We start from the raw sequence: 25,772 nt of genomic DNA on the forward strand, positions 1-25,772 counted from the left end.
CTTTCGCGCGGGCGGCGTTGGCAGCCGCCGCCCGCGGCTTTCGCGGCGTTCTAGGCGAACGGCCCCACCGGGCCGGGCTGCTTGTCCCCGGGGACGGACTCGGTCAGGTCGAGGTCGCGGGTCTCCGGGGCGATGGCCAGGCCCACGGCCGTGACCGCGAGGGCGATGACCACGTAGACCGACACCGCCAGCGTGCTCTGGTAGGTCTGGTAGAGCTGCACCGCGATGATGGGCGCCAGCGCGCCGCCCACGATGCCGGCCACCTGGTAGCCCATCGAGGCGCCGCTGTAGCGCAGCCGCGTGCTGAACAGCTCGGCGATGAACGCCGCCTGCGGCCCGTACATGATGGCGTGTGTGATCATCGCGACCACGGCGGCCAGCGCGATCAGCGGGAACGACCTGCTGTCGAGCAGCGGGAAGAACGCGAACACCCACACCGCCGCGGCCACCACGCCGGCGAAGTAGACCGGCCGCCGGCCCAGCCGGTCCGACAGCGAGCCGAACAGCGGGATCAGCACCAGTTGCAGCGCCGAGCCGATCAGTACCGCGTTCAGCGCCACCGACCGGTCCAGCTTCAACTGGCCGGTGATGTAGACGATGATGTACGCGGTGAAGGTGTAGAAGGCCACGTCCACCCCGATGCGCGCGGTGAAGGCGGACAGCAGCGCCCGCGGGTGGGTGCGCAGCACCTCCAGCAGCGGCATCCTCGCCTTGGCGCCCTGCTGCGCGACCTCGGCGAAGAGCGGCGACTCGGTGATCCTCAGCCGCACCCACAGGCCCACGAACACCAGCGCGCCCGACAGCAGGAACGGCACCCGCCAGCCCCACGACAGGAACGCCTCGTCGGACTGCGCGAACGACAGGATCGTCAGCAGGCCCGTGGCCAGGACGTATCCGGCGGGCACGCCCACCTGCGGCCAGCTCGCGTTGAAACCGCGCCGGCGGCCGTCGCCGTGCTCCAGCGACATGATCACCGCGCCGCCCCACTCCCCGCCGAGTCCCAGGCCCTGCACGAACCTGAGCAGCGCCAGCAGGACCGGCGCGGCCACGCCCAGGCTCGCGTAGCCGGGCAACACGCCGATGAGGAACGTCGAGATGCCCATGACCAGGAGCGTCACCACGAGCACGGTCTTGCGGCCGGCCCGGTCGCCGAAGTGGCCGAACACGATGCCGCCCAGCGGCCGGGCGACGAACGCCACGGCGTTGGTCGTCAGCGATGCCAGCGTGGCGTTGAACGGGTCCAGGGAGGGGAAGAAGAGCTGCGGGAAGACCAGGGTGGCAGCCGTGGTGTACAGGAAGAAGTCGTACCACTCCAGCGACGTGCCGATCAGGCTGGCGAGGATCACCCGCCGGGTTTGTTGCGGGGAGCCTGACATTCGATTGCTCCTTGAATTGAGGGGGTTGCTCTCAACGTAAGGATCGTTGAACAATTCGACAAGAGGTTTGCTCCATGATTTCCTCTGAATTGTGGACAACGTGGCAGCCGACCTCTCCCGAGACCGGCCCCGGCTGGGACGCAGCAGCACGGCCGAGCGTGTGGCCGACATCCTGCGCGACCGCATCAGCGCGGGCTTCTTCCAGCCGGGCCAGCGGTTGTCGGAGGAGACGATCTCCGAAGGGCTCGGCGTGTCGCGCAACACGCTGCGCGAGGCGTTCCGGCTGCTCGGCCACGAGCGACTGCTGGACCACAAGCTCAACCGGGGCGTCTTCGTCCGCCTGCCGTCCGCCGAGGACGTGTCCGACCTCTACCGGGTGCGCCGCGTGCTCGAAGGGGCGGCGGTCCGCCGCAAGCCGGACGAGCGGGCCCTGGAGGGTCTCAAGGAGGCCGTGCTGGATGCCGAGCGGGCCGCCGGGCGGGACGACTGGCAGGGCGTCGGCACCGCCAACATCCGCTTCCACCAGGCGCTCGTCTCGCTGAACGACAGCCCCAGGATCGACGAGGCCATGCGCCAGTTGCTGGCCGAGCTCCGGTTGGTCTTCCACGTGATGGAGAATCCGCGGGCCTTCCACGAGCCGTTCGTCGACCGCAACCGCACGCTGCTCGGGCTGATCGAGGCCGGGGAGCCCGAGCGGGCCGCCGCCTATCTCGACGACTACCTCGACCACGCCGAACGGCTCCTCATCCACGCGTACGAGCCGAACCGCTAACGTTCTGCGCATGGACCGGATCTTCACCGTTGACGAGGCCCGTTCGCTGCTGCCCGGCCTCATGGAGGAGGCTCGCGAGGTGATCTCGGCCCGGGCCGACCTTGCCGAGATCACCGCCGACCGGCAGATCAGGGGCATCTCCGAACGGGGCGGCCTCCCCGAGCTCAAGGCGCACGAGGCGCGCATCCAGGACATCCTCAGCGGCTGGACCGAGCGGGGGATCGAGGTCAAGGGCATCGCGCCGGTGCTGATCGACTTCCCCGCGGTGCTCGACGGGGAGGACGTACGGCTGTGCTGGATCGAGGGCGAGCCGGAGCTCGGCTGGTACCACCGCGCGGACCTGGGGTTCGCCGGTCGCCGCCCCCTGCCCTGACCTGATCCCTGCTCTTGACGTGAGCGGCTCATGCCCTATATTCAACTTACAAGTTGATTAACCGAAAGGTTGAATGCCATGCTCCTGCGGGACAAGGTGGCCGTCGTCTACGGCGCGGGCGGTCCGATCGGCGGCGCGGCCGCGCGGGCCTTCGCCCGCGAGGGCGCCCGCGTCTTCCTGGCCGGTCGCACCCTCGCCATCCTCGACAAGGTCGCCGGCGAGATCGGCGCCGCCGGCGGCGCCGCGGAGAGCGCGCGGGTGGACGCGCTCGACGAGCGGTCCGTCGGCGCCTTCACCGACTCGGTGGCCGAGCGGGCGGGCGCCATCGACATCTCCTTCAACGCCATCTCGGTCCAGGACGTGCAGAAGCCGCTGACCGAGATCACCGCCGAGGAGTTCGTCCAGCCGATCGCGGTGGCCGCGCGCACGCAGTTCCTGACCATCAGGGCCGCCGTCAAGCACATGGTCCCGCGCGGATCCGGGGTGGTCCTCATGTTCGGCGGTGGCGGCCCTCAGACCCTGCCCGGGCTCGGCGGCTTCAAGGTCGCGCTCGATGCCATGGAGGGCATCCGACGGCAGTGGGCGTGCGAGGTCGGCGCGCACGGCATCCGCGTCGTCACGATGATCACCGGCGGGGTGCCGGAGAGCATGCCGGACGGCTTCGCCCCCAAGGACGAGATCGCCGCGGGGCTGCGCGAGGCGACCCTGCTGGGCCGGGTGGCGACGCTGGCCGACGTGGGCGACGTCGCCGCGTTCGTGGCCTCCGACCGGGCCAGGACCATGACCTCCGCGACCGTCAACATCTCGTGTGGTGCGATCGTGGATCATTGATCGGACACCGAGAGAAGGACCGGCCCGGATGCCAGACGACCAGCTCAGCCTCACCTTCGCCGCACTGGCGGATCCGACGCGGCGGGCCATCCTGGCCCGGCTGGCCGACGGGGAGGCCACGGTCAACGAACTGGCCGAGCCGTTCGACATGAGCCTCCAGGCGGTTTCCAAGCATCTGAAGGTGCTGGAGCGGGCCGGGCTCATCAGCAGGGGCCGCGACGCGCAGTGGCGGCCGTGCCGGCTGGAGACGGCCCCGCTGGAGACCGCGTCGGATTGGATCGACCGTTACCGTGAGCGCTGGACGGACCGGTTCGACCGCCTCGACGAGGAGATCGGGAAGTTCCGGCGCAGGCAGGAAGGAGGCGGCCATGGGTGACACCGAGTTCGTCATCGAGCCGGGCAGGCAGGACGTCGTCATGGTCCGGATGTTCGACGCGCCCCCGGACGTGGTGTTCCGGGTGGTGACGGATCCGGAGCTCATCCCGCGATGGTGGGGGCCGCGTCTCCTCACCACCAGGGTCGATCGCATGGAGGTCAGGCCGGGCGGCCAGTGGCGCTACGCCAACGTCGACTCGGGCGGCCGGGAATACTACTTCCGGGGTGTCTACCACGACATCGTGGTGCCCGAGCGGTTCGTCCGCACCTGGCAGTACGAGGGCACGCCAGAGGAGGTGGCACTGGAGACGGTCACCCTGGAGGCGGTGGACGGCGGCACACGCTACGTGGCCCAGTCCGTGCACCAGTCGGTGCAGGCCCGCGACGCCATCGTCCGGGCCGACGGCCCGAGGGGCGGCCGCGAATCCATGGACCGCCTCGCCGAGCTCCTCACCACCCGCCCCTGACTCCCAGATCGTCGGCGGCGGCCGGGGGAGCTCTGTGGGACTCGCGAGAGTTCCCGCCGCGGCTCCCGCGTACGGGCATACGCTGCTTGCGTGGAGGTTCACTCGACCAAGGCGATGGCCGCCAGGGCGGTCGACCTGTGCGTGGCGCTGCTGCACGAGCAGCCCTCGATCGAGTCGGTGACGCGTGTCCTGCGCGAGCACGGCGAGGCCGGGGAGATCGACCTCGCCGCGGCGGACGTGACCGCCATGCGGGCGGCGGCGGCCCGGCTGCGCGAGGTGCTCGGCGCGGCGACCGCCGGCGAAGCCGCTGCCCTGCTCAACCGGCTGCTCGCCGGCGCGGCCCGGGCACCCAGGCTGACCAGCCACGACGGCGCGACGAGCTGGCACCTGCACGTCGACAGCGGGGACGACGCGCCGTGGGGCGAGTGGTTCCTGGTGTCGTCGGCGCTGGCGCTGGCCGTGCTGCTCGCCGACTACCAGCGGGTTCCCGGCGGATTGTGCGCCTCGGGAAGTTGCGGGCGGCCGTACCTGGACTTCGGCGGCGGCAGTCCGCGCCGCTACTGCAGCACCCGCTGCGCCACCCGCGAACGCGTCGCCGCCCACCGCTCACGCACCGCCTCCAGCGTGGAAGGCTGACCAGCCGGCACCCCATGTAACGGTATTACACTATGAAGACGTTACAGGAGAGCGCGGGCCCGATGTAAGGGGCCCGCACTCAGGGGAATGAGGAACTCGCAGGTAGCCCCTGAGCTGGGAAATCGCTCGGGGCTCGGGTTGACGGCCGGTCTGTGCGGACTGCGTACCGCACAGACCGGCCGTCTTGAGTTCGCACGGGAGAGCTCAGCCCGAACTGGCGAGAACCGCGAACCGGGCGCTGAAGGGGTCGACGAGCACGCCCATGCGGCCGACCCCTTCCACCGTCGTCGCGGGACTCCGCACCGTGCCGCCGAAGCGCTGCGCCTTGGTCATCGTGGCGTCGCAGTCGGACACCTCGAAGTACGGCAGCCAGTGCGCGCCGTCTCCGGGCTCGGTCTGCCAGATCCCCGCCATGGACGACGACTCGCCGCCCCCGGCGGGAGAGATGATGGGATATGGCGTGTCGCCCATCGGCATCTCCTCGACCTGCCAGCCGAAGACCGCCTCGTAGAAGGAGCGGATGCCGGCGGGGTCAGGGGAGTAGAGCTCGATCCAGCCCAGCGAGCCGGGGCCGGCGACCAGGCCGAGCCCCTTGGTCGCCCCCGGCTGCCACACCGCGAACATGGCCCCCGCCGGGTCGGCGAACATCGCCATCCGGCCCTGACCCGGGATGTCGTACGGTGCGGCGAGGATCTTGCCGCCCGCCTGTTCGATCGTCTTGGCGACGGCGTCGGCGTCGGGTGTGTGAAAGTAGACCGTCCAGGGCCGGGCCGGGTTGCGCTCGGTGGCCTTGCCGATGCCGGCGACGGTCTTCCCGCCGGTCTGGCAGAAGCGGTAGTCCATGTGCGCGGGACCCAGCGAGACGGCCTCCCACCCGAACAGCCCGGTGTAGAACGCGGTGGAAGCCGCCACATCTGGGCTGTTGACGTCGATCCAGCAGGGTGTGCCCGGAAGGTAGTCGATGGTGAGCATGCATGCGCTCCTTCGTGTGACGAAGCGGTGGGTGGCCTCTTCGCCTCGCGGCGCGGTCTGAGAGGCGACGCCACTCCTTTCCGGCGACTGCCGGCCTGGCACGACCCGCGGGCAGATGCGAGCCCGAACGCAGTCGAATGCGTGTTTGAACTATGGCATAGACTCGACGCCATGGCACCGATTTTCCAAGCGTCTCTGCTAGATCTTGACGAAGAGCTCAAGGTCGGCCCGCTCGGCGCCACGGTCCGCAGGACTCGGCTCAGCCGCGGCGCGTGGATCGATCTGCGGCCGGGGTGGCTGACGGGTGCCGACGAGCTCTACGAGCGGCTGGTGGAGTCGGTCCCCTGGCGGGCGGAGCGCCGGCGGATGTACGACCAGGTGGTGGACGTCCCCCGGCTGCTGAAGTTCTACGACGAGGACGAGGCCCTGCCCGACCCGATCCTGGAGGAGGCCAGGCACGCCCTCGACGCCCACTACGGGGAGGAGCTGGGGGAGCCGTTCCGCACGGCCGGTCTCTGCTTCTACCGCGACGGCCGTGACAGCGTGGCCTGGCACGGCGACACGATCGGCCGGGGGAGCACGGAGGACACCATGGTCGCGATCATCTCGGTCGGCTGTCCCCGCTCACTTCTCCTGCGACCCCGCGGCGGCGGCCACTCCCTCCGCCACGACCTCGGCCACGGCGACCTGATCGTGATGGGCGGAAGCTGCCAGCGCACCTGGGAGCACGCCATCCAGAAGACCTCCCGCCCGGCGGGCCCCCGCATCAGCATCCAGTTCCGCCCCCACGGCGTCCGCTGACGAGCGCACCCACCCGCAAGGCGGAAACCACGCGGCCGCCCGCGCGACCGTCCATGGCGTGGCGGTGCGGCAGCGCGCTGATGCGTGCATCGCCCCCGCGAGGCGGGGAGGGGAGGCCGCCGCGCGTGGCCGCTCGCCGCGCGGGAAAACGGCGCCGGAGCGAGGTTCGGTCAGCGGGTGGTCAGTTCGGCGATGCGGCCCTGTTCGCCCGCGGCCCAGCACGACCGATCCCGGGCGCACGACACCGTGTCGAACGAGCCTTCGTCGAACGTCTCCCACTTCCTCCCGTCCGAGTACGTCACATCACTCCCGGAGGGCCCCACCGCCACGGCCGCGGACGGCTGGTGCGGCAGCCAGGTCACCCCTGACCGGTACGCGGGAGGAGGCGTGGCGGAGACGGCCCAGGAGGCGCCGCCGTCCCGGGTCACCGCCCCCGCGACGGGTGACCGCTGCTCGATCCGGTAGTCGCCGCCGACCGCGATGCCCCGGTGCGGGTCGCGGAAGGCCAGCGCGAAGACGCCCCGCGCCGGGTCGCCCGCCGGGATCGGCGTGTCGGTCACGGTCCACGTGCGTCCGCGATCGCCCGAGTGGAACACCCGCGACCGTTCGGCCCCGCCGGTGGCCAGCCACGCGTCCCGCCCGCCCGCCGTGACGAGGCACTGCCCGCTCGCCGCGAACCCGGCCTCGCCGGGCAGGGCCTGCGGCATGCCGCCGGACGGCAGCACCTGCCAGCTCCGCCCGCCGTCCGCCGTGGCCAGGATCCGGAACCTGCCGTCCACGGGGTCGCTCATGGCCAGCCCGTGCCGCCGGTCGAAGAAGGCCATGCAGTCGTAGAACGCCTGCGGCTCGTCGTTCCTGAACGTCTCCGTCCACGTACGCCCGCCGTCGTCGGTCCGGTAGACGCGGGAGTCCGGACCCGCGCCGATGGACAGCGCCACGGCCCGGCGCGCGTCGAACGCCTCGATGTCGCGGAACTCGAGCGCGGTCGTGCCGGGCGGCGAGACGTTCTGCCAGGAGCGCCCGCCGTCCACGGTCCGCAGCACCGTGCCCCCCGAGCCCGAGGCCCACACCACGCCCCGGCTCACCGGCGACAGCCCGCGCAGGCGGGCCGTCACTCCGGTCGGCTTGACGTCCCAGCCGAGCTCCGGCCGCTGGACGGCGTGGGCGGGGAGCGGCGCGGCGAGTACGACGGCGGCAAGTACGGCGGCCGCCGCCGCTGACGGCGCACCCAGCGCGATTCGAAGCCTCATGCCGGGCAAACTAGCCCAAAAGATCAACACCGTCCATGGGGTCCCCCGTTCGGGGCAACGCACACGGCCGCCCAGCGGTGCGCCCCCGTGGCCCAGGAGGCTCCGTGGCGACCACCGTCAAGGTGGTCGTGGCCGGCGATGGCGCGGTCTGGGTGGGGTTATGCCGACAGGCGGGTTTCGCCCCAGGACAGGAGCGATTCCGCCGTGGAGAAGCGGCGGCTGGAGCTCGACTCGCCGAGCAGCACGCCGACCAGCCGGTGCCCGCCCTGGTCGGCGGCGTAGGCCAGGCAGTAACCGGCCGCCCGGGTGTAGCCGGTCTTCAGGCCGATCACGCCGGGGTCGCCGAGCAGGTGGTTGGTGCTGCGCCAGTGGTACGAGCGGTGGTCGGCGTTGGCGTCCAGTGTGTGCCGCCGGCTGCTGACCGCCGCCTTGATCAGCGGGTTCTTCAGTGCCGCGGTGGCCAGCACCGCCTGGTCCCTGGCGGTGGAGTAGCCGTCGCCGTCGGGTGTGGGCAGGCCGTCGGCGTTGACGTACTGGGTGTCGTTCATGCCCAGGCTGCGGGCGGTCTGGTTCATCTTGGCCACGAAGCCCTTGACGCCGGGGCCGTACGTGCGGGCCAGGGCGTGGGCGGCGTCGGCGCCGGAGGGCAGCAGCAGGCCGTACATGAGCTCGCCGACCGGGATGCGGTCGCCGGGCCGCAGGTCGGCGGTGGTGCCGCCGCCATCGACCGCGTAGTCGACGTCCTGGGCGCGGATCTGGACCAGGTCCGTGGGCTTGGCGGACTTCAGGACGACATAAGCCGTCATGGTCTTGGTGAGGCTGGCGATGGGCATTCGTTCGCCGGCATTCTTGCGGTACAGGACATCGCCGGACGAGGCGTCCATCAGGTAGGCGGCGCGCCCGTACACCGAGGGCGCGGCGGCGACCGTGGTGGCGGCGGTCTGGGTGGGCGCCTGCGCATAGGCCGGCACGGCGAGCCCTGTGACCAGGGCAAGAGCGCCTGCCATGGTGGCGAGACGAGCTTTCCGGTTACGCATGGCCACAGGCTGCCGCGCGCCTTGCACTGCTTTTGACGAAATGACTGACATTTCGTGACAGACGACGTGAAAACCCCGATTTTCACGGGAAAACAGAAAACGTAGATCTTTTCTGGATATATGGGATTTTAAGCGGCTCCGGCACGAAGTGCGGCACCGCGACGAACACCATCGCCACCGGCCGCGACCAGTCCACGATCCCGTCCAGGTCCGCGATGATCCGCCCGGGCTCGCGTACGTCGCCCGGCACCAGGTGCACGCCGTCGCCGGCCTCCCGCCCGTGAGACAGCACGACGGGGTCGTTGTCCACGCCGACGACCACCGCGCCGGGGTTCGCCCGGGGGCCTCCGAACGCGCGGTCAGCGGTCGGCGGGAGGCGGTCAGCCGCCGGTCCAGAGGTCGTCGATCGCGCGTCCTCCTCGCAGCAGTCTCTCGAACAGGTCCTCCCACTGCGGCATCACCTGGTCCGGCCCGTACGACAGCGCCGTCTTGGCCGCCGCCGTCCCCAGGCGCAGCCGCAGGTCCCGGTCGGCGATGACCCGGTTCAGTGTCGCGGCCAGCGCGTCCACGTCCCGGGGCGGCACGAGCACCCCGTCCACGCCGTCCGTCAGCACGTCCCCGGGACCCGTTGGGCAGTCGAAGGCGACCACGGGCAGCGCGTGCGTCATGGCTTCGATCATGACCATGGGCAGGCCCTCGAAGCGGGAGCTCAGCGCGTACACCGAGGCACCGGCCAGCTCCTTGTCCAGCCGCTCGGTACGCCCGGGCAGCGTCACGTGCCGGCCCAGCCCGTACTGCTCGACGAGCCCGGCGAGCTCGCTCTGGCGCGGCCCGGTGCCGAAGATGCGCAGCCGCCAGTCCGGATGCTCTCGCACCACCTGCGCGAAGGCCTGGATGAGCAGGTCGAACCCCTTCTGCGGCACCAGCCGGCCGGCCGCCACCACGACGGGATTCACCTGCCGGGAAGGCTCCTGCTCGGCCCGGTGGACGGCGTCCGGGATCTGCACGATCGGGGTGCCGGGCAGCAGCCGCTGGTATTCGAGCCGGTTCGTACGCGTCAGCACCGTGATCGCGTCGAACCGCCCGTAGTGACGGGCGATCTCCTTGCGCAGGCTCTCCGGATAGGCCGTCAGGTTCATGTGCTCCTGGGCGACCCTGACGACCGACCTGGGCGTGCGGCGGGCGGAGATCAGGTTCAGCGCGGGCCGGGTGGTGACCAGGATGCCGTCACGCAGGCCGGAGACGTAGTCGAGCGCGGCCCGCTCCACCCGCTCGGTGAAGTAGCCGGTCGCGAACTCGCCGAGCGGCACGACCTGCCCGCGGATCCGGCGCCAGGCCCGGCGCCCGACCGAGTCCGGCTCCCGGCCCAGGCCCCCGCGCTGGTCCACCAGTGTGGTGACGGAGGCTCGCGGGTGCAGCGCGAACCGGGGCTTGTCGCGCCGCCGTACCAGGCTGACCAGCTCCACGTCGTGTCCGGCGGCCGCCATCGCGTTCGCCTGGCTGACGATCGTGCGGATGGTGCCGCCCGTGCCATAGGCGTGCAGCAGGAGATAGCGGATCCTCACCTGACGTACCCCCGGGTGCGGCTCATGGGGGCCGGGGGGTTCGAGCGCGCGAGGGTCGAGCCGGACCGCGCGGGGGACAGGAGGAACGGGGCTTCGAGCAGCCGGTCGGTTTGCGGATCCGCGGGCGGTCTGATCTCGGGGGCGGGCGGGGGAAGCATGGCCTTCCCCACCCGTGCGATCTGGAATCCGGTGAACCTGACCAGCGCTTTGTGCGTTTCGCGCTGCCAGTTCATGCCGACGCAGACTACCGGCGCTTCCTGGTGATTCCCTGGCAATGGCGGGCGGCGCCGAGCCCCGGGGGCGGCCGCGCCGGTGTCGGTTGATGATCAAAAGCGCTAGCCTTGCCCCCGGTGACGGTGTCGAGGGGTTGCGATGGACGAGGCGCGCTTGGCGGACGACGTGGTGCTGGGCCTGGTCGCGCGGCGGCTGAGCGCGGCCATGGGCCGGCCCTGGGAGGTCCGCGACGGCATCGCCAGGGGCCCCGGCACGCTCGCGGCCATGCTCGGCGAGGACCACACGGGCACCCCCGGCCACCTCGACCTTGACTTCGTGCTCAACGTCGATCTCCCCGAGGAGACCACGGTCAGCGACTGCGTCGCCGGCTACGGCGGCACCGCTCAGGAGGCCGTCGACCGGGCCATCGAGATGTGGCTCGGCACCACCGGCAGCGCGCTGCTCGAACTCCTCGCCCAGGACGGCACCCACGCGAGCCACTTCCCGCCCGGCGATCCCGCGGGGTTCCCCGGCCGGCACGCCGTCCACGGCGGCATCATCGGGTGGGGCACCGGCGACGACCACGACGCCGTGCAGCGCTGGGCCGTGGACCACGTGCTGCTCCCGCATCTGGCCCCGGCGCTGAAGGGCACGTACGAGCGCGAGCGCCTGATGGGCGTCAAGGCGTTCTTCGGGGTCGGCGAGGGCAGCGAGACGGCCGAGATCCGGGTCAACGGCGTCTACCACGAGCCGGCCTCCGCGGCCCTGGCCGGGCTGCCCTGGCCCCGGCCCGCCACGGGCCTGTCCTACGCCCGTACCTTCATCCTGCTGATCCACGACGAGGCCGGATAGCGCGGGCCGGCCCGCCGGTCACTGCCCGGCGAGCCCGGTGTGGGCCACGCCGCGGATGATCTGCCGCTGGAACATCACGAACACCACCAGCAGCGGCAGCCCGGCCAGCACCACCGAGGCCATGATCTGCGCGTACCGCAACCCGAACGTCCCCTGCACCACGTTCGCCAGTCCCACCGGCAACGTCATCGTGTTCGGGTCGGTGGACACCAGGAACGGCCAGAGGAAGTTGTTCCAGGTGTTGATGAACGTGAAGATCGACACGGCCGCCAGCACCGGCCGCGACAGCGGCAGCACGATCGTGAAGAACACCCGCCACCGCCCGGCCCCGTCCACGAACGCCGCCTGCTCCAGCTCCGGCGGCACGTCCTGGAAGAACTTGAAGAGGATGAACACGATCAGCGGCGCGGCCACCTGCGGCAGAATGATCGCCCACCAGGTGTCCACCAGCCCGAGCGAGACCATCTCCGAGAACAGCGGCGCGATCAGCACGTGCGGCGGCACCATGATCCCGGCCAGGATCAGCGCCAGCAGCGCCCGCTGCCCCCGGAACTGCGTGCGCGCGAACCCGTAGGCAGCCATCGCCGAGAACAGCACCGTCAGGAAGGTCACGATCATGGCGGTCACCGTCGAGTTGATCGCCCACTTGACGATTCCCCCGGTCTGGAGCACCAGCGCGTAGGAGTCGAAGGTGATCTCGCTGCCGAACCACCGCAGCGGGATGACGGTCGTCTCGCTCTCGGGTTTGAGCGAGGTGGCCACCGCCCAGGCGATGGGCGCCAGCCAGATGGCCGCCAGCACCAGCGCCACCACGAGCATGACGAGCTGGCCGAGGCTGAACCGCTTGGTCATGACGAGCCCTCCGCCCGCTTGCGGAACAGCCGGAGCTGCACCAGGGAGACGATGACGATCAGGACGAACAGGATGTACGAGACGGCCGACGCGTAGCCGATGCGGTAACCGGTGAAGCCGACGTCGTAGGCGTACTCGATGATCGGCCTGGTGGCGTCCTCCGGGCCGCCGCCGGTCATCAGGTAGATCTGGTCGAAGACCTTCAGCGACGCCACGAGTTGCAGCACCACGATGAGCACGGTGGTGCGGCGGAGCAGCGGCAGCGGGATCGAGCGCAGCCTGCCCCAGGAGGAGGCGCCGTCGATGGCGGCGGCCTCGTACAGGTGCTGCGGGATGGACTGCAGCGCGGCCAGGTACAGCAGGAAGTTGAAGCCGACCGTCCACCAGACCGTGGTCAGCACCATCGACCACATGGCCAGCGAGGGGTCGCCCAGCCACAGCACGTCGGTGCCCAGCGTGCCGTTGAGCAGGCCGTAGCCGGGAGGGTAGATCATCTGCAGCCACAGGATCGCCACCACGGCGGACGGCAGCAGGAACGGCCCGAAGAACGACAGCCGCCACAGCCACCGCATGAACCGCAGGTGGTGCACCAGCAGCGCGAACGCGAGCCCGAGCAGCACCAGCGGGACCGTGCTCAGCACGGTGAACACGAGCGTGTTCCAGAGCGAGCGCCACATCCGGGGGTCGCGGAACGCGTCGGCGTAGTTGTCGAACCCGACGAAGTGGTCGTTGGTGCCGGCGATGTTGACGCTCGACAGGCTCAACCGGAAGCCGAGCAGGGTCGGCCAGACCAGGAAGGCCAGGTAGATCACCAGGAACGGCGCGACGAACAGCAGCCCGTGCTGCGTCCAGCCACGCCGGACCTCGGCCTTGGCGACGGGGGCGGCGGTCGCGCGGGGCGCGACGGTGGGTGTCATCAGCGCTCCTGGCCGGGGAAGGGGTTCGGGGCGGACAGCAGCCGGTCGAGCGCGGCCTTGGCCGCGGCCAGCCCCTCCTCCGGGGTGCGCGTCCCGCCGATGACCGGCGAGAACGCGTCGCCGAACTCGATCCACAACCGCGACGCCGAGCCGGCGAACCACACCTGGGGATCGAGCGCGACCTCGGTGATGACCGAGCGGTACTCCGACTGGGGTTGCAGCGCCAGGTATTCGGGCTGCTCCAGGGAGGGCAGGTACGCCGGCACGTGCCCGGCCACCGCCCAGTCGGCGCTGTTCTTGATCAGGTAGGCGATGAACCGGTACGTGGCCCGCTCGATCTCCGGGTCGCGGTCGCGCTGGTGCGGCAGCACGAACGAGTGACAGTCGGCCTGCGCGGCCCCGCTGCCGAAGACGCTGGGGAAGCGGGTCATGCTGAACGGCGTGCCGCGTTCCTTGAGGCCGGTGATCTCCCAGTCACCGTTCCACAGAAGGGCCGCCTGGCCGTTGGTGAAGCGGGCCACCGAGGAGCCGTAGTCCGAGTGGGTGTCGCAGAGCCCTTCCCGCCCCAGCATGCTCATGAACCGCAGCGCCTCCAGCGCCTTGGCGTCGTCGATGGTGATCCGGGTGCCGTCGTCCGACAGCAGCGTGCCGCCGCCCTGCGGGTAGAGCGACCACCACACGCGCCAGGGACCGACCGTGCCCAGGCCGAGGGCGTCGTAGGTGAGCGGCGCCTTGCCGCCCATCGCCTCCTGGGCCTTGCGCAGCGCGGCCACCAGCTCGTCGGGGCCGTTGGCGGGCAGTAGCTTGCCGTCCGGGCCGAGCAGTCCCGCGCGGCCGCAGATCTCGGTGTTGTAGTACTGCACCATCGGGTGGGCGTCGAACGGGATCGCGTACAGGACGCCGTCCAGATGGGCGCGCTCCCAGATGGGCGGGCTGAAGTCCTCGGCGCGCAGGCCGTTCTCCTCCAGCAGCCGCACGTTGATGGGGTCGAGGATGCGCCCGGCGCCGATCCCGGCCAGCCGCGCCAGGTGGAAGGTGGCCAGGTCGGGCGAGCGGCCGCCGGCCCCGGCCATGGCGACCTTGGTGTAGTACGGCTCACCCCACTGGAGCACGTTCTCCTCGACGAAGACGCCGGGGTTCTCCTTGGCGAACGCACCGACCATCTTGTTCATGGTGATGCCGTCACTGGCGCCCAGGAAGTGCCAGTACCGGATGCGGGCCTGGGAGGATCCGAAGCCGACGGGGATGGCGCAGCCGCTCGCGGCGGCGCCGACGAGGGCGAGGCCGCCGCCGAGGAGATTCCGGCGGGAAATGTCGGGGGGAGCTTGCACACCGGCCTCTTCCTGCCGAGCTGGTCGCTTGGCCGGGTTGTCACTGAGGGCAGGGAGTCGGGGCAGCCGCGAACAGGGCCTCCCGTGGAGGCGAAGGAGCGGGCCGCCCGGGTCGCGGTGGCCGCGCTGACCCGTTGTTCTTCGGGGTTACCCGAGTGTTAGCGGTAACACCCGGCGTGTCAAGGCTTTCCGGGCAACCGCTTTCCGCGGGTTCCGACCCCTTGACCCGAACAACTGATAACGCTAACAATCTTGACCACGTAATGCCCGAGAACCAGGAGCCCCTTCGTGCATCAGGCCAGACTCACCCTGGATCCCGCGTTCAAGGTGGCCCCGGTACACCGGCGCACCTTCGGCGCCTTCGTCGAGCACCTCGGCCGGTGCGTCTACACGGGCATCTATGAGCCGGACCACCCGACGGCCGACGGCGACGGCTTCCGCGGCGACGTACTCGACCTGACCCGCGAGCTGGGGGTGACCACGGTCCGCTACCCGGGCGGCAACTTCGTCTCCGGCTACCGGTGGGAGGACGGCATCGGCCCGCGCGACAGGCGGCCCCGCCGGCTCGACCTGGCCTGGCACAGCACCGAGACGAACGAGGTCGGCCTCGACGAGTTCGTCTCCTGGTGCCGCAAGGCGGGCGTGGAGCCCATGATGGCGCTCAACCTCGGCACCCGTGGCATCGCCGAGGCCCTCGACCTGCTCGAATACAGCAACCACCCGTCCGGCACCGCGCTGTCCGACCTGCGCGTCGCGGGCGGCGCCAAGGAGCCGCACGGGATCAGGATGTGGTGCCTGGGCAACGAGCTGGACGGCCCCTGGCAGACCGGCCACAAGACCGCCCGCGAGTACGGCCGGCTCGCCGCCGAGACCGCCCGCGCCATGCGCGCGATGGACCCGGCGCTGGAGCTGGTGGCCTGCGGCAGCTCCGGCTCCAGCATGCCGACGTTCGGCGCGTGGGAGGCCACGGTGCTGGAGGAGACCTACGACGTCGTCGACTACATCTCCTGCCACGCCTACTACGAGGAGAAGGACGGCGACCTCGGCAGCTTCCTGGCCTGCTCGACCGACATGGACTATTTCATCTCCTCGGTCACCGCCACCGCCGACCACGTCGGCGCCCGGCTGAAGTCACGCAAGCGGATCAACGTCTCCTTCGACGAGTGGAACGTCTGGTACCTGTCACGCTTCCACAACGCCCCGAAGCCGGAGGGCTGGCCGGTGGCGCCCCCGCTGCTGGAGGACCACTACCACCTGGCCGACGCGGTGGCCTTCGGCGGGCTGCTGATCACGCTGCTGCGCAACAGCGACCGGGTGACCGCCGCGTCGCTGGCCCAGCTCGTCAACGTCATCGCGCCCATCATGACCGAGCCCGGCGGGCGGGCCTGGCGGCAGACCACGTTCCATCCGTTCGCCCAGGCCTCCCGGTACGCGGCGGGCGACGTGCTGCGGGTGGAGCCGGCCGCGCCCGTGTACGAGACGGCCGAGTACGGCGAGGTGCCACTGGTGCACGCCGTGGCCACGCACGGCGAGGAGGGCACCACGCTGTTCGCCGTCAACCGCTCGGCCGACCGGCCGCTCTCCCTGGAGATCGACGCCAGGGCGCTCGGCGCAGGCACCCGGATCGTCGAGGCGACCACCATGACGGACGGCGACGTGTACGCGCGCAACACGGCCGACGACCCCGACCGCGTCAAGCCCAGGCCGAACGCGGACGTCGAGCACGACCCGATGCGCGTCCTGCTGCCGCCGGTCTCCTGGAACGTGATCAGACTCGCCTGACTCCGGCCCGTTCGCGCCGGCCGGGTGCCTGCGTGGCGCGTCCGTCCCGGGCGCCTGCCTGGCCCGGCTGTCGCCCCGGTGCGGGCTCCCGGGCGGGGGCGGGCTACCGGGCCGGGGCCGGGGCGGTGCTCTCCCGGACCACCAGCTCCGGCTCGACCAGCCGCCGCGCCTCCGGCTCGGTGCCCGCCATCCGGTCCAGCAGCAGGTGGAAGGCGTGCCTGCCGACCTCCCCGAAGTCCTGCCGTACGGTCGTCAGCGGCGGCCAGAAGTAGGCGGACTCGGGGATGTCGTCGAACCCCGCCACACTCACATCCTCCGGCACCCGCCGCCCCGCCTCGCGCAGCGCCCGCAGCACGCCCAGCGCCATCTGGTCGTTGGCCGCGAACACGGCAGTGACCTCCGTGTCCTGGGCCAGGCGGCGGCCGAGCTGGTAGCCGGAGCGCGAGCTCCAGTCGCCGCGCAGCACCTCGGGCACCGGCCGGCCGGCGGCCTCCAGCACGCCGCGCCAGCCCTCGATGCGCCCGTTGGCGTCCAGCCAGTCGGCCGGCCCCGCCACCTGCCACACGGTGTCGTGACCGAGGCCGAGCAGGTGCTCGGTCACCCGGGCGGCGCCGACCCGCTGGTCCACCTTGGCCACTGGCACCGGGATGTCGTCGCCGGCGTCGACCGCCACCACCGGCATCTCGGGCGGCAGGTGCCGCAGCCCGTCGGCGGCGGACTCGTGCGGCGCGACGATGATCACGCCGTCCACCGCCTGGGCACGCAGCCGCTGCACGCCCTCCTCCATCGAGGTGCGGTTGAGCGAGCTGAGGCTGGCGATGCTGACGTTGTAACCGGCGTGCCGGGCGGCCTGCTCGATGCAGTAGAGGGTGGAGGCCGGGCCGTAGAGGGTGGTGTCGATGCTGACCACGCCGAGCACGCCGGAGCGGCCGGTGACGAGCTGCCGGGCGGCCTGGTTGGGCCGGTAGTCGAGCTCCTTGACGGCGGCCAGCACCCGGGCCCTGGTCTCGGCGCGCACCAGGTCGGGGGCGTTGAGCACGCGCGAGACCGTCATGGCCGAGACTCCGGCGAGCACGGCGACGTCCATGAGCACCGCAGGCCGCCCGTTCCTGGCTCTCACCGTGGCTCACCCCCTTGGCGGTAACGCTAACAGGCCGCGGGGACGAGCGCGCGGATCAACTGGACTCCGCCGAGGTCGCCCGATCATGGCCCGGGATGTGCCGGTGCGACACGCCGGTGGGGGCACGATGGTCTGCGTGCCCGCGATCCCCGAGTCCACCAAGATCTCCGTGCAGCAGCGGCCGTGGGAGCGTGCCGAGCAGAGGAGCAGGCGGCTCACTGGGAGCCATCGAGCACGAACGGGATGTTGCGCCACGGGCTGCCGGGGTCCTGGACGAGAATACGGTGCGGGCTGAGCGCGGAGCCGTACATGTGGCCGAACGACTCGTCGTCGAAGCGCAGCACCCGCCCCAGGATGTAGCCCGCCGAATAGTCCTCCCACGACCGGTACACCTGCCGGGCCAGCCCTCCTGCCGTGACCGCCACCTGCTCGGCCTCGTACGGCTCCGCGAAGCGGGCGCTCAGGCCCCAGCGCGCGAAGTTCACCGCTCGCCCGAAGTCATAGGCGAGGGCCGAGGTCACGAACCCGTCAGGCCGCAGGATTCCGTCGGCGCGGAAGCGCTCCTCGTATCGTGTGATCTTCCCGATCAGCCCCAGCACGGCCTGGATGTCAGCCGGGGCCAGGCCCCGCTGGGTGAGCGCGGTGCCGGCGACGTGCTGCCACGCCGCCGGGTCCCGGTGAGAGCCGGGGTACCGGCGGGCGAGATCGTTCCTCAACTGCAGCAGGAACTCCGGCTCGGGCGGGCTGTTGTGGCCCTGCAACAACGTCTGCACCTGGGCCTGCCAGTTGAACCGGTCGGTGACGCCCCACGAGCCGCGCAGGGTCTCGACGTCCTCCTCGTAGGTGGTGTAGACGTCGCCGATCTCGTTCCAGATCACCTGGTTGTGCACGGCGAGATGCCCGCCGCAGGCCAGGCCGTGCGCGAGGGGCCCGTGTAGCGGTCCGGAGTACTTGGTGAGCAACTGGTCGTCGTCGTGGCCCTTCTTCGGCACGTCCTTCTTCAGCGACTTCCAGTGCTTGCGGCTGCGCTTGGCGTCGGGGAAGTACGTGCCGGACGGGCTGCCCGGGTTGACCAGCAGCCCCTGCAACTCGCCGCCCCACCACTCCTCGGTGGGGAAGGGCAGCGGCGCCGCGCAGGCGACGGCGTCCGGCCGTCTCCCCGGCAGCTCACCACGGGTGTAGACCACCAGGCAGGGCTTGCCGTTGGGCCCCTGCTCCGTCAGCCAGTTCACGACCAGCTTGCGGCGGTCGATCTGGTCCTTCGGCTTGTACGAGAAGGTGCCGGCGCTTACCAGAACCCGTACGTAGGCGTCCCAGTCGCCCCGCGCCTTGGCGTCGCACAGGGCGCGCTCGACGTCGGTGGGGGGCACCCAGGCAGCGTTCTCGATCGGTGTTCCCATGCTGGAAGACCTTATCGACTGAATATCAACTGGTTCGCCCCATGTGCGGGCCAGTGCTCACCCCGAGGTGCTGAGCTTGCCGGCGACCTCCTGGGCCACCTCCAAGGCTCCCTTGGTCAGCCTGCCCTCGGGATCCTCGGTGACCTTTCTGTCGTACCTGGCCTCGATCACCGCATTGCTCAGCCGAACCCCCGCGATCGCCGTGGCGCCACCCGGCGACGTGTACGCCGTGACATAGGAATCGTCCCCGATCGCCGGGTCGGCCCTGGTGTACGCCCGGGACACCGCTGTCGCCTCGTACCGGCGCGCGAGGAGCTGCTCGTGCGCCTCCGCGACCCCGCCGGGGAACACCTTGAGATACACCTTCAGGGTGAAGCCCATGTTCTCGGGATACCTCTGGGCGAGACCGCCATACGTTGCCCACTCGCATTCCTCAACATAGATCTTCGTCTTCCTCGGGGCGAGCACCAGCTTGGCGAGCACATCCTCTCCGACCAGAGTGCACGGGTCGACGTCCTTGGAGAACTTCGCGGGTCCGCTGGGGACCGGCTCGCTCGCCGAGGGGTGCGCACTGGGAACCTCGGTGGCGCTGGGGGAATCCGCCGTGCCGGGTTGCGGAGCCCGCGTCGTCGTGGGCGCGGCCGCCGACTCGACCGGCGTCCCCCTCGTCAGCAGAAAGGCGATCGTGAACACCATCAGCACGAGCACCGCCATGGCCCCGCCGAGAAGGCCGGGCGTCACTCGGATGCCGGGTCGTGCGCCACGGGACGGGGTTGTCTTCTCGTTCATCTGATTCATTTCGGTCGTGGAGGGGGAGAGATCCGGGCGGGCGGCGTCAGCCGGTGCCCGTCGAGGAGAGCCTTCCGAGCGTGTCCGCCACCGCACGGGCGACCTTGACGGCCCTGTCCTCCTGCCGGGGTGGCTGCTTGGATGAGGAGTAGGCCGCCGAGTCGATCTTGATGACGAGGTTGCGGACGCGCACCCATACGATGCTGTGGGTGCCCACGGACGAGGTCTCCCACCAGGCCTGGGCGAAGGCTTCGTCGCCGATGCCGGACAGGCCGCGTACGGCCTGGTAGGTAATCACCGAGCCGGCGCCCTTCTTGGAGGCCTGTGCCTGCTTCCCGTGTGTGAACACCGTTCGTGCCGCCGGCACGTCGGCCGAGTGCGAGATCCTGAGGTTGACGTTGCCGGACGGCCTGAAGATCCAGTCGCACTCGGTGGTGCTGAGCCCGACGTCCTGCTTGATCGCGTCAGGCATGATCTCCGAAGCCTGGTCGTCGGTCACCAGGTCGCAGGCGTCGGGCGGCGTCGTGAACGTGCCGTCCTGCGGCGGGGCCGTGGTCGTGGCCGCCGGGCTGGAGACCGGGGGCCGCGGGACGGTGGCCGTCGGCTGGGCGATCGGCCGGTTCGGCGGGGGAGATGGGGGAGTGGTCGTCCGGTCGAAGGGGTTGATCAGCAGCGCCGCCGTGACCACGGCGCCGGTGGCGGCGGCCAGGCCACCGAGTACGACCGGCGACCCGGTCTTCCTACCGGCGACCGGCACAGTGGCGTCTCCTGCGGCGGGCACAACGGCCGTGGCGGGGAGGCGCGCGGGCAGGGGGACGGCGATCGGCTGGAGGGCCGCTCTGATCGCCTGGGGATGTGGTCGGGCGGCCGGATTCTTCTCCAGCATCGCGATCAGCAGCGCTGCGAACGGTACCCCGGTGGCGACAGGCGGCGGTGGCTGGGTGATCACGGCGGCGATGCTCGCCATGAGCGAGTCACGCAGGTACGGGTTGTGCCCCTCCACCGCCGTGTAGAGCGTGGCGCCCAGCGACCAGAGATCGGAAGCCGGCCCGGCGGGCTCGCCACGCAGCCGTTCCGGGGCGATGTACCCCGGCGAGCCCGCCACCCCTGCCTGCACGGCCCCCGAGAGAGCTGCGGCCGTGCTCGGGGCGTCGCTGATGCGCGAGGCGATGCCGAAGTCGGTGAGGATCGCCTCGCCGGAGTCGGTGACGATCACGTTGCCCGGCTTCACGTCGCGGTGCAGTATGCCGCGCCGGTGCGCCTCCTCCAGCGCGTCGAGCATCCGCAGTCCGACAGTGGCGACCTGACCGGGCGGGAGCCTCCCGCGCTCCTTGACCAGGGCGCCCAGCGAACGGCCGGCGAGCAGGTCCATGACGATCCACGGCTGTCCCTGCTCGACGATGACGTCGTGCACGGTGATGATCGCCGGATGGCTCAGCGACGCCGCCGCGCGGGCCTCGCGGAGGGCGTCGGTGAGTGCCCGTTCTCTCCGGGCCGGGTCGGCGGGCAGCCGTAGCTCCTTGACCGCGACCTCGCGGTGCAGCACGGCGTCGCGCGCCCGCCAGACCGTCCCCGCACCGCCCTCGCCCAGCGGCGCGAGCAGGTGGTAACGACCGGCGATGATACGCATGCGTCAGGCCCTGGCGTCGAGGTTCGCGGCGAGATACCTCACCGCCTGCTCGGCCTTGTCACGGAGCCCGGGCTCCTCCGGGACGTTGCGCGCCAACCTGATCTCCCCCACGATGTTGCTGGTCCTGAACACCGCGCGGACCGTGTCCTTCTTGGTCGTGGACATGGTTTCCCACACTTCCCAGGCGATGGCATCGTCGCCCGCGCCACTGATCTCGGAGACCTCACCGTGCTTGGTGCCGCTGCCGGTCCGGCTCGCCTGCGACTCCGCCATCGCACTGGCGCCCTGTACGTGCTCCTCCGCGAGCTTGGTCTCGTAGCCGTCGCCCTGCCGTTCGTACAGGAAGAGCGTGAGATGCAGCGTGAGTGCCTTGTCGTCGCTCACCCGCATCCACGCGCAGTCGACCGTGGGCTCCACGCCGACGGTCGTGTACTTACCCACCACCTGGGTGGCCTGCTCCCTCGTGAGCAACTGACACGGCCGGGGAATCGCGGTGAACTCGCCGGGAGTACGGACGACGGCCGAGGTCGTGGGCGTCGCCGTACCGGCCGGGCTGGGCGTGCCGGACGGCTTCGTCGCGGTGTGCGAGGGTTCGGTGCTCGCCGCGACGGCGGCGGTGGGGACGGCGGAGGTGAACGAGGCGGTCAAGATGAGGATGACCGCCGCGACGAACGCGACGATCACCGTCGCGGCGGACGCGTACACCGGAAGCCTGGGCACGATCCAGAGCCTCGAGTGCGTTGCCGGGGCGATAGCGGCTGTGCCCTCGGCGATGTCGCGCAGGGCGGCCCTGAGCATCGCCATGTCAGGACGCCGCGCCGGCTCCTTCTCCAGCAGTCGCATGAGCACAGGGGCGAGAGCGCCCGACCGCTGCGGCGGCCTGGGCTGCTCGGTCATCACCGCGCCATGCGTGGCCATGGCGGTCGAACGCGAGAACGGCGGCACGCCTTCGACGGCCGTGTAGATCGTCGCGCCGAGAGACCAGAGATCGGAAGCGGGCCCGGCGGGCCGTCCTGGTTCCTCGGTGAGCGCCTCAGGAGCGGTGAACCCCGGCGTCCCCATCGGTCCGCCACCCGGCTGCCCGCCGGCCCGGGTGGCGATGCCGAAGTCCGACAACATGATGCGGCCGTCATCGGCCAGCAGCACGTTTCCCGGCTTGACGTCACGGTGCAGCAGACCGCGCGTATGCGCGGTGGCCAGCGCGGACAGCACGAACAGCCCGATCGAGGCGGCCCATTCCGGCGACACCGGTCCACCTGACTTCACGACCTGGTCGAGCGAGCGGCCGTGGACGAGTTCCATGACGATCCACGGTCCCTCGTCCCCCTCGGCCACCACGTCGTGGATCGCGACTACGGCGGGATGCCTGACCTCGGCCGCGGAACGTGCCTCGTGCAGGGTCCTGTCGCGCAGCCGCGCGTGGTCGGCAGGAGATAAGTGAGGTGGAAGGTGCACCTGCTTGACGGCCACCTCGCGGCCGATCGCGGTGTCGTGGGCTCGCCAGACCACGCCCATCCCGCCCCGGCCGACAGGCGTGAGCAACTGGTAGCGCCCGCCCACGAGTCGTGGCTGGCTCATCGAATCACTCCTGGCGTCCAAGCGCCGCCGCGACCCATCGGGCGGCATCGCGCGCACCCTTGCGCAGGGCTTCGTTGTCATGGACCTTGCTGACGTCGACGTATCTGATCTCGATCACGATGTTGCTCAGACGGAAGACGATATCGTGCCGCTGCACCTGGCCCTGGGGATTGACGAACTCGTAGCTGAACGCCTCGTCCCCGATGCCGGTGACCTTCTGATAGCCCTTGAGCTCCTGCCTGATCGCCTTCTCGAGGCCGATGTCCGGCCAGTTCCAGATGATCGGAGATCCGGTCTCCGCGCCGTTGAGCCGGTTGACGAACTGCTCCGCGACCTCGTCCACGCCGCGCCCCCAGGCGCTCTCCGACGGGTCCGTCTTCAGCGGTTCCACACCGACGCCGTTGCCGCGCGCCGTCCATTCGCATCCTTCGTCGTCGCGCTTTCCTTTGGGGGAGGCATTCGGGACCAGCAGGCGCACCTGCGCCGGCGTCATGATCGTGCAGAGATCCACTGGGACGGTGAACTTCGCCCCGGTGGATTGCGCGGTGGACTGCCCAATGGATTGCCCAATGGATTGCCCCGTGGATGGCGCGGCGGAGGTCGTCGCGGACGGCATCGGAACGGAGGTGGAGGCTGAGGCGAGCGCGCCGGCGTCCGGCATGGGTTGCGGGGGGTCCTGCGTCGATCGCAGCGGGAGCGCGATGAGGGCGGCCACGGCCGACACCGCCACGGCGAGGCCGGCCCAGATGAGGTTCGGCCGGCGGTTGCCCTTCCTCCGTGGTGTGGGCAGGGGCGCCATGGCCTGACGGCCTTCCGCCACCTGCCGCAGCAGGTACGCCGCCGCGCGCGGCTCGGGACGCTGGTGCGGTTCGCGCGCCAGCATGGTCATCAGCACCGGGCCAAGGTTCCCAGCGCGGGCCGGAGGCCGGGGCGGCATGGTGAGCGCGTCACGGATCACCGCCATGGGGGAGGTGCCGACGTAGGGGGCCTCGCCCTCCACCGCGGCATACAGGGTGGCGGCCAAGGACCAGAGATCGGAGCCTGGGCCGCCGCGCTCGCCGCGGAGCCGCTCCGGCGCGATGTATCCGGGCGAGCCGATGAGCAGGCCGGATTCCGTGATCGTGGCCTGATCCTCCAGCCGGGCGATGCCGAAGTCGGTGAGCACCACCCGGCCGTCGTCGGTCAGGAACACGTTGGCCGGCTTCACGTCACGGTGCTGAATGCCGTGGGCGTGCGCGGTCGAAAGCGCATCCAGCACTTGTAACCCGAGCGCCGCCACGCGTTCCGGCGCCCAGGGGCCTTCCGCGGCGGTCGCGTCCTTCAGATCACGGCCCTTCAGCAGCTCCATGACGATCCACGGCATGCCGTTGTGGGCGAGCACGTCGTGGATCGTGATGATGTTCGGGTGCCGCACCTGGGCGGCGGCCATCGCCTCACGCATCGACCGCTGCAGCGCCTCCGCACGCTCGGCGGCTGAGAGCGACTCAGGAAGACGCACTTCCTTGATCGCGACCTCGCGGTCGAGAAGGTCGTCGTGGGCGAGCCATATGGTCCCCATACCCCCGTGGCCGAGTGCCGCCAGCACGCGATAGCGGCCCGCGATTCTCTCTTCCGGATCTTCAGGCACGGAGGCAACAGTATTGATGTCCGCTTGAATTTCGCTATATTGCTCGCCTCAATCAGCCCGTGGGTAGAGTCCGAGCTCGGAGCGAAGATGACCAAAGCCCCTCCTGTGCCTCCTGCGTCGTACTGGCCGGACCAAGGCGTCGAGCGGCCTTCGACCTCGAAGCCGCCGGGCTGGGCGAAGGGCGTCATGGCGGCGGCCGCGGCGATCGCGCTGCTCGGCGGCGCGCTCATCGCGGTGCGCGACGCGGGGGCGCAGCCCTCTGTCGCGTTGCCCCCGGCAGAGCCCGGCAAGGTGGATCTGCCGGCCTCCCCGCCCACCGAGGCGCCTTCCCCGGCGTCCTCCTTCGATCCCTTCGACCCCTCGCCCGGACCTTCGGAGCAGGACACAGCCGCGGCGTCGGCCTCCCCGACGGTCACATCCGCATTCTCGCCGTTGCAGGACGTGCCCGAGGTGTGCGACCTGCTCCCCGAGAGCCTGACCGCGAAGCTGGCGCCCATGAGCGAGTCGGCGCCGGGCGTCGCCAAGGACGGTTACGGCGCGAAACGCAAGGACTGCATGTGGATGCAGAAGGGCTTCCACATGAAGAACGGCTACACCCTGGCGCGCTCGATCACCGTCAAGGTCAACGTCTTTCCCGACCTTGAGCGTGCGAGGGGCGACGCCGACTCCACGTGGCGGTTGATGCGTGACATGTCCGGCGAGACCTCGAGCGTCCAGGAGTACGGGGAGATGAAGGACGTCTCCGGGCTGGGTGACGAGGCGCACGCGGTCTACTTCGAGGGCACACTCAGGCACAACTCGGTGGCCTGGATCTTCCTCCTCAGAGGCAATGCCACGATCGAGATCCGGTACAACGGCGCCGACAACAAGGGACGCGATCTCTTCGGGAACAAGGACTCCCGGCCGATCCCCGAGGAGGAGTTGCTCAAGGGAGCGGAGGAGATCGCCGGGGAGGTGGTCAAGGGTTTGACCGGATGACGCCGAACCACCCCATGGACGGTGATATTGCCAATGCCACCGCCCATGAAGCAGCCCATCTCATGGGCGCGGACGGCGTCGTCGCAGGACAACACCATGGCAGCAAAGGCGACCAGGCACGGATCCGTGGAAGCCGAGGGTCGGCCCCGCTCGCCCCGATCAGCAACCCGCTCCCGACCGCCATGGCCATGTCGTCCGACACGACATCCGGGTTGAGGTGAACACGCATCCCCTCCCGGAGGATCTCC

25 protein-coding genes and 1 pseudogene are annotated in these 25,772 nt (G+C 70.6%); 10 read left to right on the forward strand and 16 right to left on the reverse strand.

Annotation, left to right across the window (positions count from 1 at the left end; translation table 11 throughout):
- Nucleotides 1–50 precede the first annotated feature (50 nt).
- Nucleotides 51–1,376: an MFS transporter gene (locus tag ABGB18_RS14690; protein ID WP_347696030.1), complete on the reverse strand. Its 1,326-nt coding sequence runs from the start codon at nucleotides 1,374–1,376 to the stop codon at nucleotides 51–53.
- A 91-nt stretch (nucleotides 1,377–1,467) separates the two neighbouring features.
- Here ABGB18_RS14690 and ABGB18_RS14695 point away from each other — a divergent pair, with 91 nt between their 5' ends.
- The 6 genes from ABGB18_RS14695 to ABGB18_RS14720 all read left to right on the forward strand — a co-directional run bounded on the left by ABGB18_RS14695 (nucleotide 1,468) and on the right by ABGB18_RS14720 (nucleotide 4,830).
- Nucleotides 1,468–2,148 (forward strand): GntR family transcriptional regulator, encoded by a 681-nt coding sequence (locus ABGB18_RS14695; protein ID WP_347696031.1) that lies wholly within the window; start codon nucleotides 1,468–1,470, stop codon nucleotides 2,146–2,148.
- Nucleotides 2,149–2,158: 10 nt separating this feature from the next.
- Complete coding sequence (locus ABGB18_RS14700) at nucleotides 2,159–2,521, forward strand: DUF2203 domain-containing protein (RefSeq protein WP_347696032.1); 363 nt, start codon at nucleotides 2,159–2,161, stop codon at nucleotides 2,519–2,521.
- Between the two features lie 78 nt (nucleotides 2,522–2,599).
- Complete coding sequence (locus tag ABGB18_RS14705) at nucleotides 2,600–3,352, forward strand: SDR family oxidoreductase (protein WP_347696033.1); 753 nt, start codon at nucleotides 2,600–2,602, stop codon at nucleotides 3,350–3,352.
- Nucleotides 3,353–3,380: 28 nt separating this feature from the next.
- Nucleotides 3,381–3,728: a metalloregulator ArsR/SmtB family transcription factor gene (locus tag ABGB18_RS14710; RefSeq protein ID WP_347696034.1), complete on the forward strand. Its 348-nt coding sequence runs from the start codon at nucleotides 3,381–3,383 to the stop codon at nucleotides 3,726–3,728.
- A complete protein-coding gene (locus tag ABGB18_RS14715) occupies nucleotides 3,721–4,194 on the forward strand; it encodes an SRPBCC family protein (RefSeq protein WP_347696035.1) in 474 nt (157 codons plus the stop codon). Before ABGB18_RS14710 ends, ABGB18_RS14715 begins: the two co-directional genes overlap by 8 nt.
- 90 nt (nucleotides 4,195–4,284) lie before the next feature.
- Nucleotides 4,285–4,830, forward strand: a complete 546-nt coding sequence (locus tag ABGB18_RS14720) for a CGNR zinc finger domain-containing protein (RefSeq protein ID WP_347696036.1) — start codon at nucleotides 4,285–4,287, stop codon at nucleotides 4,828–4,830.
- A 204-nt stretch (nucleotides 4,831–5,034) separates the two neighbouring features.
- On the opposite strand, the gene ABGB18_RS14725 is transcribed toward ABGB18_RS14720, so the two are convergent.
- Nucleotides 5,035–5,802 carry a VOC family protein gene (locus ABGB18_RS14725; RefSeq protein WP_347696037.1) on the reverse strand — a complete coding sequence of 256 codons (768 nt, stop codon included), beginning with the start codon at nucleotides 5,800–5,802 and terminating at the stop codon, nucleotides 5,035–5,037.
- Between the two features lie 171 nt (nucleotides 5,803–5,973).
- On the opposite strand from ABGB18_RS14725, the gene ABGB18_RS14730 reads away from it, so the two are divergent.
- The gene (locus tag ABGB18_RS14730) at nucleotides 5,974–6,603 is read left to right on the forward strand and encodes an alpha-ketoglutarate-dependent dioxygenase AlkB (RefSeq protein WP_347696038.1); all 630 of its coding nucleotides are present in this window, start codon (nucleotides 5,974–5,976) and stop codon (nucleotides 6,601–6,603) included.
- A gap of 170 nt (nucleotides 6,604–6,773) precedes the next feature.
- On the opposite strand, the gene ABGB18_RS14735 is transcribed toward ABGB18_RS14730, so the two are convergent.
- The 5 genes and pseudogenes from ABGB18_RS14735 to ABGB18_RS14755 form a co-directional block, all read right to left on the reverse strand.
- Nucleotides 6,774–7,853 carry an oxidoreductase gene (locus ABGB18_RS14735; protein WP_347696039.1) on the reverse strand — a complete coding sequence of 360 codons (1,080 nt, stop codon included), beginning with the start codon at nucleotides 7,851–7,853 and terminating at the stop codon, nucleotides 6,774–6,776.
- Between the two features lie 158 nt (nucleotides 7,854–8,011).
- A complete protein-coding gene (locus tag ABGB18_RS14740; protein WP_347696040.1) occupies nucleotides 8,012–8,860 on the reverse strand; it encodes a D-alanyl-D-alanine carboxypeptidase family protein in 849 nt (282 codons plus the stop codon).
- A gap of 112 nt (nucleotides 8,861–8,972) precedes the next feature.
- Nucleotides 8,973–9,218: pseudogene (locus ABGB18_RS14745) on the reverse strand (SAM-dependent methyltransferase); the annotation flags it as partial.
- Nucleotides 9,219–9,270: 52 nt separating this feature from the next.
- Entirely contained in the window at nucleotides 9,271–10,455 is a 1,185-nt protein-coding gene (locus tag ABGB18_RS14750; protein WP_347696041.1) for a glycosyltransferase family 4 protein, read from the reverse strand.
- Nucleotides 10,452–10,688, reverse strand: coding sequence for a hypothetical protein (locus ABGB18_RS14755; protein WP_347696042.1), 237 nt, complete (start codon nucleotides 10,686–10,688; stop codon nucleotides 10,452–10,454). Before ABGB18_RS14755 ends, ABGB18_RS14750 begins: the two co-directional genes overlap by 4 nt.
- Nucleotides 10,689–10,827: 139 nt before the next feature.
- Between ABGB18_RS14755 and ABGB18_RS14760 the strand changes: the two genes are divergently transcribed.
- Nucleotides 10,828–11,520 carry a DUF6348 family protein gene (locus tag ABGB18_RS14760; protein ID WP_347696043.1) on the forward strand — a complete coding sequence of 231 codons (693 nt, stop codon included), beginning with the start codon at nucleotides 10,828–10,830 and terminating at the stop codon, nucleotides 11,518–11,520.
- 18 nt (nucleotides 11,521–11,538) lie between these two features.
- On the opposite strand, the gene ABGB18_RS14765 is transcribed toward ABGB18_RS14760, so the two are convergent.
- From ABGB18_RS14765 to ABGB18_RS14775, 3 genes are read right to left on the reverse strand one after another with little or no spacing between them, the layout of a single operon-like run.
- Nucleotides 11,539–12,372, reverse strand: coding sequence for a carbohydrate ABC transporter permease (locus ABGB18_RS14765; RefSeq protein WP_347696044.1), 834 nt, complete (start codon nucleotides 12,370–12,372; stop codon nucleotides 11,539–11,541).
- Nucleotides 12,369–13,289 carry a sugar ABC transporter permease gene (locus tag ABGB18_RS14770; protein ID WP_347696045.1) on the reverse strand — a complete coding sequence of 307 codons (921 nt, stop codon included), beginning with the start codon at nucleotides 13,287–13,289 and terminating at the stop codon, nucleotides 12,369–12,371. The genes ABGB18_RS14765 and ABGB18_RS14770 overlap by 4 nt, the downstream gene beginning before the upstream one ends.
- A complete protein-coding gene (locus ABGB18_RS14775; RefSeq protein ID WP_347696046.1) occupies nucleotides 13,289–14,620 on the reverse strand; it encodes an extracellular solute-binding protein in 1,332 nt (443 codons plus the stop codon). Before ABGB18_RS14775 ends, ABGB18_RS14770 begins: the two co-directional genes overlap by 1 nt.
- A 288-nt stretch (nucleotides 14,621–14,908) precedes the next feature.
- Between ABGB18_RS14775 and ABGB18_RS14780 the strand changes: the two genes are divergently transcribed.
- The gene (locus tag ABGB18_RS14780) at nucleotides 14,909–16,402 is read left to right on the forward strand and encodes an alpha-N-arabinofuranosidase (protein WP_347696047.1); all 1,494 of its coding nucleotides are present in this window, start codon (nucleotides 14,909–14,911) and stop codon (nucleotides 16,400–16,402) included.
- 103 nt (nucleotides 16,403–16,505) lie between these two features.
- Here the strand turns inward: ABGB18_RS14780 and ABGB18_RS14785 are convergent, their stop codons facing one another.
- The 6 genes from ABGB18_RS14785 to ABGB18_RS14810 all read right to left on the reverse strand — a co-directional run bounded on the left by ABGB18_RS14785 (nucleotide 16,506) and on the right by ABGB18_RS14810 (nucleotide 24,546).
- A complete protein-coding gene (locus ABGB18_RS14785) occupies nucleotides 16,506–17,489 on the reverse strand; it encodes a LacI family DNA-binding transcriptional regulator (protein WP_347696237.1) in 984 nt (327 codons plus the stop codon).
- A 248-nt stretch (nucleotides 17,490–17,737) separates the two neighbouring features.
- Nucleotides 17,738–18,922 (reverse strand): DUF1266 domain-containing protein, encoded by a 1,185-nt coding sequence (locus ABGB18_RS14790; protein ID WP_347696048.1) that lies wholly within the window; start codon nucleotides 18,920–18,922, stop codon nucleotides 17,738–17,740.
- Between the two features lie 57 nt (nucleotides 18,923–18,979).
- Nucleotides 18,980–19,711, reverse strand: a complete 732-nt coding sequence (locus ABGB18_RS14795; protein ID WP_347696049.1) for a hypothetical protein — start codon at nucleotides 19,709–19,711, stop codon at nucleotides 18,980–18,982.
- Between the two features lie 46 nt (nucleotides 19,712–19,757).
- Nucleotides 19,758–21,341, reverse strand: coding sequence for a serine/threonine-protein kinase (locus ABGB18_RS14800; RefSeq protein ID WP_347696050.1), 1,584 nt, complete (start codon nucleotides 21,339–21,341; stop codon nucleotides 19,758–19,760).
- Nucleotides 21,342–21,344: 3 nt separating this feature from the next.
- On the reverse strand, nucleotides 21,345–22,919 hold the full coding sequence (locus tag ABGB18_RS14805) for a protein kinase (RefSeq protein WP_347696051.1): 1,575 nt from the start codon (nucleotides 22,917–22,919) through the stop codon (nucleotides 21,345–21,347).
- 4 nt (nucleotides 22,920–22,923) lie between these two features.
- Nucleotides 22,924–24,546, reverse strand: a complete 1,623-nt coding sequence (locus ABGB18_RS14810) for a serine/threonine-protein kinase (RefSeq protein ID WP_347696052.1) — start codon at nucleotides 24,544–24,546, stop codon at nucleotides 22,924–22,926.
- A gap of 87 nt (nucleotides 24,547–24,633) precedes the next feature.
- Here ABGB18_RS14810 and ABGB18_RS14815 point away from each other — a divergent pair, with 87 nt between their 5' ends.
- On the forward strand, nucleotides 24,634–25,524 hold the full coding sequence (locus tag ABGB18_RS14815) for a hypothetical protein (protein ID WP_347696053.1): 891 nt from the start codon (nucleotides 24,634–24,636) through the stop codon (nucleotides 25,522–25,524).
- Nucleotides 25,525–25,772: the final 248 nt, after the last annotated feature.

This window comes from Nonomuraea sp. B12E4, from assembly GCF_039871825.1.
Classification (GTDB): Bacteria; Actinomycetota; Actinomycetes; order Streptosporangiales; family Streptosporangiaceae; genus Nonomuraea.

Excerpts from the sequence above, each read along its gene's own strand:
- ABGB18_RS14690 (WP_347696030.1), bottom strand. The coding sequence starts at position 1,376 with ATGTCAGGCTCCCCGCAACAAACCCGGCGGGTGATCCTCGCCAGCCTG.
- ABGB18_RS14700 (WP_347696032.1), top strand. The coding sequence starts at position 2,159 with ATGGACCGGATCTTCACCGTTGACGAGGCCCGTTCGCTGCTGCCCGGC.
- ABGB18_RS14705 (WP_347696033.1), top strand. The coding sequence starts at position 2,600 with ATGCTCCTGCGGGACAAGGTGGCCGTCGTCTACGGCGCGGGCGGTCCG.
- ABGB18_RS14710 (WP_347696034.1), top strand. The coding sequence starts at position 3,381 with ATGCCAGACGACCAGCTCAGCCTCACCTTCGCCGCACTGGCGGATCCG.
- ABGB18_RS14715 (WP_347696035.1), top strand. The coding sequence starts at position 3,721 with ATGGGTGACACCGAGTTCGTCATCGAGCCGGGCAGGCAGGACGTCGTC.
- ABGB18_RS14725 (WP_347696037.1), bottom strand. The coding sequence starts at position 5,802 with ATGCTCACCATCGACTACCTTCCGGGCACACCCTGCTGGATCGACGTC.
- ABGB18_RS14730 (WP_347696038.1), top strand. The coding sequence starts at position 5,974 with ATGGCACCGATTTTCCAAGCGTCTCTGCTAGATCTTGACGAAGAGCTC.
- ABGB18_RS14735 (WP_347696039.1), bottom strand. The coding sequence starts at position 7,853 with ATGAGGCTTCGAATCGCGCTGGGTGCGCCGTCAGCGGCGGCGGCCGCC.
- ABGB18_RS14740 (WP_347696040.1), bottom strand. The coding sequence starts at position 8,860 with ATGGCAGGCGCTCTTGCCCTGGTCACAGGGCTCGCCGTGCCGGCCTAT.
- ABGB18_RS14755 (WP_347696042.1), bottom strand. The coding sequence starts at position 10,688 with ATGAACTGGCAGCGCGAAACGCACAAAGCGCTGGTCAGGTTCACCGGA.
- ABGB18_RS14760 (WP_347696043.1), top strand. The coding sequence starts at position 10,828 with ATGGACGAGGCGCGCTTGGCGGACGACGTGGTGCTGGGCCTGGTCGCG.
- ABGB18_RS14765 (WP_347696044.1), bottom strand. The coding sequence starts at position 12,372 with ATGACCAAGCGGTTCAGCCTCGGCCAGCTCGTCATGCTCGTGGTGGCG.
- ABGB18_RS14770 (WP_347696045.1), bottom strand. The coding sequence starts at position 13,289 with ATGACACCCACCGTCGCGCCCCGCGCGACCGCCGCCCCCGTCGCCAAG.
- ABGB18_RS14785 (WP_347696237.1), bottom strand. The coding sequence starts at position 17,489 with ATGGACGTCGCCGTGCTCGCCGGAGTCTCGGCCATGACGGTCTCGCGC.
- ABGB18_RS14790 (WP_347696048.1), bottom strand. The coding sequence starts at position 18,922 with ATGGGAACACCGATCGAGAACGCTGCCTGGGTGCCCCCCACCGACGTC.
- ABGB18_RS14795 (WP_347696049.1), bottom strand. The coding sequence starts at position 19,711 with ATGAACGAGAAGACAACCCCGTCCCGTGGCGCACGACCCGGCATCCGA.
- ABGB18_RS14800 (WP_347696050.1), bottom strand. The coding sequence starts at position 21,341 with ATGCGTATCATCGCCGGTCGTTACCACCTGCTCGCGCCGCTGGGCGAG.
- ABGB18_RS14805 (WP_347696051.1), bottom strand. The coding sequence starts at position 22,919 with ATGAGCCAGCCACGACTCGTGGGCGGGCGCTACCAGTTGCTCACGCCT.
- ABGB18_RS14815 (WP_347696053.1), top strand. The coding sequence starts at position 24,634 with ATGACCAAAGCCCCTCCTGTGCCTCCTGCGTCGTACTGGCCGGACCAA.